Origin of the sequence: Streptomyces spiramenti (genome assembly GCF_012034385.1) — a bacterium.
GTDB lineage: Bacteria > Actinomycetota > Actinomycetes > Streptomycetales > Streptomycetaceae > Streptomyces > Streptomyces spiramenti.
This window is the reverse complement of sequence record NZ_JAAVJB010000189.1, coordinates 1-10,208: the sequence shown is the minus strand read 5'-3', so window position 1 is coordinate 10,208 and position 10,208 is coordinate 1. Positions and strand designations below refer to the sequence as shown.

Genomic DNA, 10,208 nt, shown 5'->3' with positions numbered 1-10,208 from the left:
GCGCCGCCGCGGGCCGTGGCCCCGGGGCGCCGGGCGCGTGTCGGCGGGGTGCGCCGGTGGCACGCCGCCGCGGAAGGAGCGCCGGGCTCAGCCGATCTCGGACATGTCGACCGCGTCGGAGGGCGCGGAGATGTCGAAGTCGGAGTTGAAGTCGGAGAACTCGACGGTTCCCTCGACCTCGCCGGAGCGGACGGAGCGGAGCACGTGGGCGTCCTCGGAGTCGGCGATGTAGAGGTCGGTGGTGCCGGCCTCCTCGTCCTCGGTGCTGCGGATGCCGACGGTCTCGGTGCCGTCGATCGTCACGCCGTCCACGGACTCCCAGTCGCCGGACTCGATGTCGCTCTCGGACATCTCGCCCAGGATCTGCTCCAGGTCGCAGAACTGCCCGGTGAGGCTCATCTCGCCCTCGGGACCCTTGATCCACTTGCCGCCGACCTCGGCGGCGTCCATGCCCTCGCCCTGCCAGAACTCCTCGTCGGCCTTGAGGTACTCGGAGCCGTCGACGCTGATGAACTCCGCCGACATCGACTCGGCGGTGAAGCTGCCCTCGCAGGAGCCGTCGGAGGCGATGCTGGCCTGCAGGGAGACCTCCTGGCCCTGGCTCACCAGGTCGCTGGAGATGGTGACGGACTCCAGGCCGACCATCGCCTGGCGCGCCTCCTCGGCGATCTCCTCCGGCGCCTTGCCGTCGAAGTGCCCGGAGTCGCTGCCGCACGCCGTGGCGCCGAGGACGAACGCGCCCACCATTGCTGCCGTCAGGACGCTCTTCTTCGGTGTCACGTCTGTTGCTCCTCGGGTGTGGTCTCGCTGGCGGAGATGCGGATGACCGTCCTCCTGCCCGATCCGCCGCGTGCGACGCATTCCGTCGGTCGCCGCCGCTGCGGGCCGGGCTCGACGGGGCGCGGTCGCGCCCCGCGGGGTCGCACGAGGACCGGTCTCTCCACCGGACCCGCCGTGCTCCGTCCCTGTTCGGGGACGCCTTCCGGCGCCGTGCGGTTCCCGGACACCGGTGCGGGTGGCACCGCCGTGCGGCTCACTCCAGCACGCCCCGCCCCTCGGGACGGCCGGAGCAGGAGGCGCGGAACCCGCAGGTGCCGCAGTGCTGGCCGGGCGTGGGCGAGAACCGCTCGTCCAGGACCCGGCCGGCGGCCTCGGCCAGCAGGCCGCCGATCCAGTCGCCGACCACCGGCGCGCCGCTCTCCCGCGGACCGTCGTCCGGCGCGCTCGCGCCACCGGCCGCTTGAGCCTCCGGACCGGCCGCGGCCGACGGTTCGGAGGCACCGTCCAGGGACGGTTGGGGGCGCAGCAGCGGCATGGCGTCCCCGCCCTCCTTCTTCGGCGCGCCCTTCCGGAGGTAGACCAGCTCGCCGCCGCCGATCCGGTCGGCGCTGTCGTCGGGCGAGCCGGTGTGGCGCAGCGCCAGCTGGTACACGGCCAGTTGCGGGTTCAACTCGGCGTCACCCTTGCTCAGCGGGGTCGTACCGGTCTTGAAGTCGACGACGTAGGCGCGGCCCTCGGCATCCCGCTCGACCCGGTCGATGACGCCCCTGATGCGGACTCCGCTCCCGCCGGCGCGCAGCGTCACGTCGAACTCGCGCTCGCTGCCGTCCGTCGTGCGGCCCTGCGTGTCCTGGGCCGCGTGCCAGGCGAGGAACCGCTCCAGGGCGGTGCGGGCCTCCTCGCGTTCCTGCCGGGAGTGCCACGGCGCCTCGAAGGCGAGGGCGTCCCAGACGCCGTCCAGCCGTTCCAGCAGAACGGACAGGTCAGCGGGGGTGGAGCCGGAGGCGACCTCGTCGGCGAGGACGTGCAGGACGTTGCCGAACCCCTGGGCGGCGGTGGCAGGGGCGTCCGCGGAGACCTCGCGGCCGAGGAACCACTGGAGCGAGCAGGTGTTGACCAGCTGGTCCAGCGCGCTGCCGGAGAGCGCTACGGGTCGTCGGGGGTCGCGGACAGGCGTGCCGGCGGCGGTCTCCTCCCGCAGTCCCCACCAGCGCTGCGGGTGGGCGGCGGGCACCAGTTGCACGCCGTCGCCGTCGCGCTGCGCGGCAAGTCGGGCCAGCCGGCGGGCGGCGGCGTGCCGCAGCGCGTCGGGTGCGTCGGGGTCGACCGTGGTGGCCCGGAGCTCGGCGACGAGGGCGGCGACGGAGAGCGGGCGGCGCGGCCGGCTGCTGACGTCCTCGGTCTCGACCCCGAGCTCCCGCAGGAAGCGGGAGGGCTGGTCGCCGTCGTCCCCGGCACGGACCGCGGTGACGACCAGCCGGTCGCGGGCGCGGGTGGCCGCCACGTAGAACAGTCGGCGCTCCTCCGCGAGGAGGGCGCCGGGGCTGAGCGGCTCGGCGATGCCGTCGGAGCCGATGCGGTCGGCCTCCAGCAGCGAACCGCGGCGTCGCAGGTCGGGCCAGAGCCCCTCCTGCACCCCGGCCACCACGACCAGGCGCCATTCCATCCCCTTGGCGCGGTGGGCCGTCATCAACCGCACCGCGTCGGGGCGGGTGCCGCCGGGGAGGAGGGTGTCCCCGGCGATGTCGTACGCCTCCAGTTCGGCCAGCAGGTTCAGGGCACCACGGCCGCCGGTGCGCTCCTCGGCGCGGGCCGCCGCGTCGAAGAGGGCGCAGACCGCGTCGAGGTCGCGGTCGGCGTTGCGGCCGGGCACCCCGCCGCGCCGGGCGGCGCGCTCCAGCCGCTGGGGCCAGGTCGTGCCCTCCCACAGCTCCCAGAGGGCCTCCTCCGGGGTGGAGCCGCCGGCCAGCAGCTCACCGGTCCGGGCCAGCAGCCGGCCCAGGCGCAGCGCGCCGCCGGCGTAGGCGGGGTCGTGGGCCACCAGGCGTCCCGGCTCCGCGAGGGCGCGCGCGACGAGCGCGTCGGAGGAGGGCGGCGGGTCGACGCCGGCGGCGCGTTCCTCGGCGCGGAGCGCCCGGCCCAGTCGGCGGAGGTCCGCGGCGTCGAGACTGCCGAGGGGGGAGGTCAGCAGCGACAGCGCGGTCTCGGTGGTGAGGGTGCGGGGGTCCGCGACCGCTCGGAGCGCCGTCAGCAGCGGCGCGACGGCGGGTTCGTGGCGCAGCGGCAGGTCGTCGCCGTCGACGTCGAGGGGGACGCCGGCGGCGGTGAGGGCGCGTCGCATGCCCGGCAGGGAGCGGCCTCCCGCACGCACCAGGACGGCCATGTCGCGCCAGGCGAAACCGTCCTCCAGGTGGGCCCTCCGCAGCAGGTCGGCGATGTTGTCCAGTTCGGCGCCGGGGGTGGGGAAGGTCAGGACGCGCGCGGCGCCGCCGGGCCGGTCGGCGGCGAGGTCGCGGTGGGCGCGGACCTTCTCGGCGGGGAGCCGGTTGAGCGTCATCCGGCGGGTGATCTCGCGGGTGGCCGCCAGCAGTCCGGCGCCGCTGCGGCGGCCGGTGCGGAGCACCGCCACCGGCGCCGACTTCCCGTCGGCGGTGGGGAAGGTGTCGGGGAAGTCGAGGATGCCGCCGACGTCGGCGCCGCGGAAGGCGTAGATCGACTGGTCGGGGTCGCCGAAGACGGTGAGGTCCCGGCCGCCGGACGCGAGCGCCGAGAGGAGTCGCAGCTGGGCGGGGTCGGTGTCCTGGTACTCGTCGACGAAGACGGCGTCGAAGGCGGTGTGGGGCGGTTCGCGGTGGGCGTCGGGACGCGGCCGGCCCTCGCGGGCGCGTTCGACGACGCGGGCGGCGCGGTGCACCAGTTCGGCGTAGTCGAGAACTCCCTGGGCCTCGGTGACGTCGAGGTACTCGGCCAGGAAGTGCGCGGCGGCACGCCAGTCGGGGCGGCCGTCCCGTTCGGCGAACTCGGCGAGCCGGTGCGGGGGCAGGCCGAGTTCGCGGCTGCGGGCGAGGACGGCGCGCAGTTCGTCGGCGAAGCCGCGGGTGGTGAGGCAGGCACGGAGGTCGCCGGGCCACCGCACGGCGCGGCCGGCCGGTTCCAGGGCGAGCTGGCCCTGGAGCAGCTCCCGCAGGTAGAGGTCCTGTTCCGGGCCGGACAGCAGTCGCAGGGGTTCGGCGAACAGCTCGCGGTCCTGGTGGGCGCGGACCAGGCCGTAGGCGTAGGAGTGGAAGGTGGCGGCGAGCGGGGCGCGGCCGTGGAGCCGGGCCGACATCCGGTCGCGCAGCTCGGTGGCGGCGCGGCGGCTGAAGGTGAGGACCAGGATGCGTTCCGGGGGCGTGCCGCGCGCCACGCGGGCGGCCACCGCCTCCACGAGGGTGGTGGTCTTGCCGGTTCCCGGTCCGGCGAGGACGAGGAGCGGCCCGCCGCCGTGCTCAACCACCGCGCGTTGCGCTGCGTCCATGGCGGGGAGGCCCGTGGTCTCGGGCGGGGTGCGCACGAGGCGGTACGCGCCGGGGTCGGTGGGCACGGGGTGCCCGGCGGCCCGGCCGGCGGGCGGTTCGGGTGCTGGAACGGAGAGGCTCACGTGCATCGCAGGTTCTCGGGGCGCCCCATGGACGCGGGGGCGGGCAACAGGGCTGTGCTGGAGACGGTACGCGAGCGGTGCGGTCGGCTGCGCGGGACGGCGTCGCGGCGGGGTACGGCGGCCACGGCGCGCGGCGGTGTCCGGGTGGTCGTGCACCCGGTGGATGACGGAAGCTGGTCGATGTGAGAAGCGGTACACCGGCCCCGGCGTGCGGCGGCCGACGTGCTCCGGCCCCACGGGCGGCGTCGGCCCACGCGGGGTTCGTCCCGGCGGGGTCCGTCCCGGCGGGGCGGGGCCACGCGGCGTCAGTCCCGCGGTTCGGCCGCGTCCGGCCCCTGCCCCGGGTCGGGCTGCCAGCGGGCCCTGCGCATGTCCACGCGGGAGGGGCTGCCCGGGACGACGTCGCGCAGCGGCGTCCCCTCGGCCCGGTAGTGCTCCAGGGCGCGTCGTTCGCCGCCCGGCAGCGGCAGGCCGTCGGCGCGCACCACGCGCCACCAGGGCACGGCGGCGCCGTAGGTGGCCATGACCCGGCCGACCTGCCGCGGGCCGCCCTCGGCGACCAGGGCAGCGATGTCGCCGTAGGTGAGGACACGTCCGGGGGGCACCGCCTCCGCCCAGGTCAGCACCCGGTCGGCGTAGTCGGGCAGTGCGTGATCAGCGGGGCGCTCCATGCGGTCCATGGTGCCGTAAGCGAGACTGGCCGTTGCGGGGGTTCGGCCCCGGGATACGGGCACCCATGCCAGTATCGTCACGGCGGTGACAGGTGATACGGGGCGAAGAGTCGGCACGACCACACGAGCAGCGGGCTGAGCGGGACGCTCACCCCGCTTCCCGCGATGCGCCGCAGCAGCCGCCGGGCAGTGAGCAGTTGGAAGTGGACGAGCCGATCCTCGCGGCTCGGGTCCATCGGCCGTCGGACCTGGTCCGGGTACTGCTCGGCCTGCTGGGCATCGCGGTGGTGCTCGCGATCGCGACGTTCGCGATCGGCACCACCAAGGGCCTGGAGACCGACATCGGGGACGCGGCGGGTTCGGCGCCACCGCTGTTGATCGAGTTCGCCGGCATGATCTCGGCGATCGCCGTGCTGATCGTGCCGGTGGCGTTCGCGGTGGAGCGGCTGATCCGCCGGGACGGGCTGCGGATCGCGGACGGGGTGCTGGCCGCGGTGCTGGCGCACGGCGTGTCGCTGTCGTTCAGCCTGTGGGTGGCGCGGTTCGCGCCGCTGGAACTCCAGGACGCGCTGACGACGCGCTCCCCCGGCGGGATGGGCACCACCGACGCGGTGCACGCCTACCTGGCGCCGGTGATCGCCTACATGACCGCCGTCGGCATGGCGCACCGCCCGCGGTGGCGGGTGCTGATGTGGGCGGTGCTGATCCTCGACGCGGTGTCGGTGCTGGTCGCCGGGTACACGACGCCGTTCTCGATCCTGGTGACGGTGCTGATCGGCTGGACCGTGGCCTACGGGACGTTGTACGCGGTGGGGCAGCCCAACGTCCGGCCCACCGGGCAGCAACTGCTGGCGGGGCTGCGGCACGTGGGGTTCCTGCCGGTGGCGGCGCTGCGGGCGGAGGACCGCCGCAGCGAGCGGGGCGAGGTGAGCCGCCGCTACCTGGTGACGCTGGAGTCCGGCCCGCCGCTGGACGTGACCGTCGTCGACCGGGAGCAGCAGGCGCGCGGATTCTTCTACCGGGTGTGGCGCCGGCTGGCGCTCCGCGGCATCCACCAGCAGCGGTCGCTGCCCTCGCTCCGGCAGGCGCTGGAGCAGGAGGCCCTGCTGGCCTACGCGGCCATAGCGGCGGGCGCCAACTCACCCCCGCTGATCGCGACGGCCGAGCTGGGGCCGGACGCGGTGATGCTCATCTACGAGCACACCCCCGGGCGGGACCTGGACGCGGTCCCGGACGACGAGATCACCGACGAGCTGATGGAGTCGGCGTGGCGGCAGCTGCGCGCGCTCCAGTCGCGGCGGATCGCGCACCGGCGACTGGTGGGCCGGTCGCTGCTGGTGGACGGTGCCGGCTCGGTGTACCTGACGGACCTGCGGGGCGGTGAGATCGCCGCGGGTGAGCTCCTGCTGCGCATGGATGTGGCGCAGCTGCTGACCACCTTCGGTCTGCGGGTGGGAGCGCGCCGGGCTGTCAGCGCGGCTTCGGCGGTGCTGGGGCCGGACACGGTCGCCGACTCGCTGCCGCTGCTGCAGCCGATCGCGCTGAGCCGCGGCACGCGGCAGGTGCTGCGGCAGCTGGGCCGGGAGCGCGCGCAGCGGGAGCGCCAGGTGGTGCTGGAGGCGTCGAAGAACTACCGGGAGGCGGGCGGTTCGCTGCCGGCGGGTGCGGACCGCAAGCAGGTGCGGGCGGCCAAGCAGGCCGAGAAGCAGGTGATGGAGGAGGCCCTCTCCAACGCGAAGGAGCCGGACCTCCTGTCGAAGATCCGCAGCCAGGTGCTGCAGGTCCGGCCGCAGGCGCCGGTGCAGCACGCGCGGTTGGAGCGGGTGAGGCCGCGGACGCTGGTGATGGTGATCGCGGCGGTCTTCGCGGCGTACTTCCTGATCACGCAGCTGGTCCACATCGACTTCGCGCAGATCCTGGACCAGGCGAGCTGGGGCTGGGCGCTGGTGGCGCTGGTGTTCGCCTCGCTGACGTACTTCGCGGCGGCGATGAGCCTGCTCGGATTCGTCCCGGAGCGGGTGCCGTACCTGCGGACCGTGCTGGTGCAGCTCGCCGGGTCCTTCGTGAAGCTGGTGGCGCCCGCCGCGATCGGCGGCGTGGCGCTGAACACCCGTTACCTCCAGCGTTCGGGGATCAGGCCGGGCCACGCGGTGGCCAGTGTCGGCGCCAACCAGCTGTTCTCGCTGGGCTCGGCGGTGGCGATGCTGGTGGTGTTCGGCTACATCACCGGCAGCCAGCACACCCCGTCGGTGCCGACCTCGCCGACGATGATCGCGGTGGTGCTGACACTGGCGGTGCTGGCGCTGATCGTCACGGCGGTGCCGGCGCTGCGGAAGGCGATCCACGAGCGGGTGTCCGTCCTGTTCGCGGGGGTCGTGCCGCGGATGCTGGACGTGGTGCAGCAGCCGCGGAAGCTGCTCAACGGCATCGGCGGCATGGTGCTGATGACCCTGTCGTTCGTGCTGTGCCTGAGCGCCTCGGTGCAGGCGTTCGGCGGTGACCTGAGCTTCGCGACGGTGGCCGTGGTCTTCCTGGCCGGCAACGCGCTGGGTTCGGCGGCGCCGACCCCGGGCGGTATCGGCGCGGTGGAGTTCACGCTGATCGCGGGGTTGACGGCGTTCGGGCTGAGCCCGGCGACGGCGGGCGCCGCGGTGCTGCTGTTCCGGCTGGTCACCTTCTGGCTGCCGGTGCTGCCCGGGTGGCTGGCGTTCACCGCGCTGACCCGCGAAGAGGCATTGTGAGCCGCCGTCGGCGGTGAGTACCGGAGCTGGCGGCCCCGGCGGGCCCCTGCTCCCGACGCGCGTGTGCGGCCCCGGCGGTTCCGACCGCCGGGGCCGTGTCACTCCTCGGCACGGGGGCCACGCCGGGCCGCTCCCTCACCGGACAGCGTCGCACGACGGGCACACCCGGACACACAGCGCTCCCCGTACATGCCACCCACAACCCCGGCACCTCCTTGCAGTTGCGAGCCCACCACGCCTACCATCCCGCACATGCGCTCCTACTCCATCGGCCGGGCGGCTCGGCTGCTCGGCGTCAGTCCGGACACGGTGCGGCGCTGGGCGGACGCCGGGCGCGTGCCGACCACTCGCGACCCGGCGGGCAAGCGGCTGATCGACGGGACCGACCTGGCGGCCTTCGCCGTCTCCCTCGCGGCCGACCCGGGCGAGGCGGGCGAGGGTTCCGAGCCCTTCACCAGCGCCCGCAACGCCTTCCCCGGCATCATCACCGCCGTGAAGCTCGGGGACGTCGCCGCGCAGGTCGAGGTGCAGGCCGGCCCGCACCGGCTGGTCTCCCTGCTGACCCGCGAGGCGGTGGAGGAACTCGGCCTGACCATCGGCATGGAGGCGGTGGCACGGGTCAAGGCGACCAGCGTCCACATCGACCGGAGGGACCTCCCGTGACCGCCCGCCCCCCGCTCCCCCGCCGACGGCTGCGCGCCGCGACGGGTGCCGCACTGCTGGCCCTGCCGCTCGCCGCCTGCGGAGGCGGGGGCGGCGGCACTGACGGCGGGAACGGCGGGTCGGTGGCGGAGGTGACCGTGCTGGCCGCCGCGTCCCTCACCGACGTGCTGGAGGAGGCGCGGCCCCGGTACGAGGCCGCCAACGACCGCGTCGCGCTGCGGTTCTCCTTCGCGGGCTCGCAGGAGCTCGCCGCGCAGGTGCGCGAGGGGCTCCCCGCGGACGTCCTCATCACCGCCGACACGACCACCATGGCCGACGTGCGCGACCGGACGGCGGAACCGGTGGTCGTCGCCACCAACGAGCTGACGCTGGTGACCTCCCCCGGCAACCCCGAGGACGTCACCGACCTGGCGGACCTGGCCCGCGACGACCTGACGGTGGTGCTCGCCGCGCCCGAGGTGCCCGTGGGCCGCTACGGCGAGCAGGTGCTCGCCGACGCCGGGGTCGAGGTCGAACCGGCGTCGTTGGAGACCAACGTGCGTTCCGTCCTCACCAAGGTCGCGCTGGGCGAGGCCGACACCGGCATCGTCTACGCCACCGACGCCGCCTCGGTCGGCGACCGGGTGACCGCCGTCCCGCTCCCCGCCGAGCGGAACATCCTCGCCGAGTACCCGGCGGCGGTGCTCGACGCCGCGCCCCACCCGGAGGAGGCCGCCGACTTCGTCGACTGGCTGCGCTCCGCCGAGGCGGCGGAGCTGCTCACCGCTGCCGGCTTCCGCGCCCCGTGACCGACGGCGCGTCACCGAACCGCCCCCGCGGCGCCGTGGGACGCCCGCGGGGGCGGTGGCGCGGACGTCGGCGCGCGGGTTCGGCGCCCCCCGGGTGACCCGCGGCACTCCCCCGGTGCTGCTGGTCCCGGCCGCGGCGGCGGTGCTGCTGCTCGCCGTGCCGCTGGCCGGGATCGTGACGCGGGCGCCCTGGGGCGACCTCGGCGAACGCCTGGCGAGCCCCCGGGTCTCGCAGGCGCTCGGCCTGTCGCTGCTGGTGTCGGGGTGGGCGCTGCTCCTCTCGCTGCTCCTCGGCATCCCGCTGGCCTGGGTACTGGCCCGCGGCAGTCTCCGCGGCAAGGCGCTGCTGCGGTCGCTGGTGCTGCTGCCGATGGTGCTTCCGCCGACCGTGGCGGGGGTGGCGCTCCTCCAGGGGTTCGGCCGCGCGGGGCTCGTCGGTGAGGAGCTGCGCATGCTCGGCGTGACGCTGCCCTTCACCACGGCGGGCGCGGTGGTCGCCGCGACCTTCATCTCGATGCCGTTCCTGGTGATCACGTTGGAGGGCGCGCTGACCGGGCTCGACGTCCGCTACGAGGAGGCCGCGGCCACCATGGGCGCCGGGACGCTGCAGACCCTGTGGTATGTCACGCTCCCGATGGTGCTGCCCTCACTGCTCGCCGGGGCCGCACTGACCTGGGCGCGCGCCCTGGGCGAGTTCGGCGCGACGCTGACGTTCGCCGGGAACCTCCCCGGGGTGACGCAGACGCTCCCGTTGCAGGTGTACCTGCTCATGCAGGAGGACCCGGAGGGTGCGACCGCCGTCTCGCTCCTGCTGCTCGCTGTGGCGGGCGCGGTGCTGTTCGGGCTGCGGGGCCGCTGGCTCGGCGCCTTCGCACGGCGCGGCTGAGCCCGCCCGGCGCGGACGTGGCGGCTCAGCCGTCGAGCG

The 10,208-nt window shown here is 75.1% G+C and carries 6 protein-coding genes and 1 pseudogene; 4 read left to right on the top strand and 3 right to left on the bottom strand.

Features of this window, described 5'->3' with window-relative positions:
* Nucleotides 1-87: 87 nt before the first annotated feature.
* The 3 genes from HCJ92_RS18700 to HCJ92_RS18690 all read right to left on the bottom strand — a co-directional run bounded on the left by HCJ92_RS18700 (nucleotide 88) and on the right by HCJ92_RS18690 (nucleotide 5,091).
* Nucleotides 88-780 carry a LolA-like protein gene (locus HCJ92_RS18700; protein ID WP_167934771.1) on the bottom strand — a complete coding sequence of 231 codons (693 nt, stop codon included), beginning with the start codon at nucleotides 778-780 and terminating at the stop codon, nucleotides 88-90.
* A 253-nt stretch (nucleotides 781-1,033) separates the two neighbouring features.
* Nucleotides 1,034-4,426 carry an ATP-dependent helicase gene (locus tag HCJ92_RS18695; RefSeq protein ID WP_167934770.1) on the bottom strand — a complete coding sequence of 1,131 codons (3,393 nt, stop codon included), beginning with the start codon at nucleotides 4,424-4,426 and terminating at the stop codon, nucleotides 1,034-1,036.
* A 299-nt stretch (nucleotides 4,427-4,725) separates the two neighbouring features.
* Nucleotides 4,726-5,091, bottom strand: coding sequence for an MGMT family protein (locus HCJ92_RS18690; RefSeq protein ID WP_275942318.1), 366 nt, complete (start codon nucleotides 5,089-5,091; stop codon nucleotides 4,726-4,728).
* Between the two features lie 92 nt (nucleotides 5,092-5,183).
* Here HCJ92_RS18690 and HCJ92_RS18685 point away from each other — a divergent pair, with 92 nt between their 5' ends.
* The 4 genes and pseudogenes from HCJ92_RS18685 to HCJ92_RS18670 form a co-directional block, all read left to right on the top strand.
* Entirely contained in the window at nucleotides 5,184-7,832 is a 2,649-nt protein-coding gene (locus tag HCJ92_RS18685; RefSeq protein ID WP_167934768.1) for a lysylphosphatidylglycerol synthase transmembrane domain-containing protein, read from the top strand.
* Between the two features lie 252 nt (nucleotides 7,833-8,084).
* Nucleotides 8,085-8,495: a TOBE domain-containing protein gene (locus HCJ92_RS18680; protein ID WP_167934767.1), complete on the top strand. Its 411-nt coding sequence runs from the start codon at nucleotides 8,085-8,087 to the stop codon at nucleotides 8,493-8,495.
* Nucleotides 8,492-9,283: a molybdate ABC transporter substrate-binding protein gene (gene modA / locus HCJ92_RS18675; RefSeq protein ID WP_338054250.1), complete on the top strand. Its 792-nt coding sequence runs from the start codon at nucleotides 8,492-8,494 to the stop codon at nucleotides 9,281-9,283. The genes HCJ92_RS18680 and modA overlap by 4 nt, the downstream gene beginning before the upstream one ends.
* 94 nt (nucleotides 9,284-9,377) lie before the next feature.
* Nucleotides 9,378-10,160: pseudogene (locus HCJ92_RS18670) on the top strand (ABC transporter permease); the annotation flags it as partial.
* Nucleotides 10,161-10,208: the final 48 nt, after the last annotated feature.

Coding starts and splice junctions, on each gene's coding strand:
- HCJ92_RS18695 (WP_167934770.1), bottom strand. CDS start 4,426: ATGCACGTGAGCCTCTCCGTTCCAGCACCCGAACCGCCCGCCGGCCGG.
- HCJ92_RS18690 (WP_275942318.1), bottom strand. CDS start 5,091: ATGGAGCGCCCCGCTGATCACGCACTGCCCGACTACGCCGACCGGGTG.
- HCJ92_RS18680 (WP_167934767.1), top strand. CDS start 8,085: ATGCGCTCCTACTCCATCGGCCGGGCGGCTCGGCTGCTCGGCGTCAGT.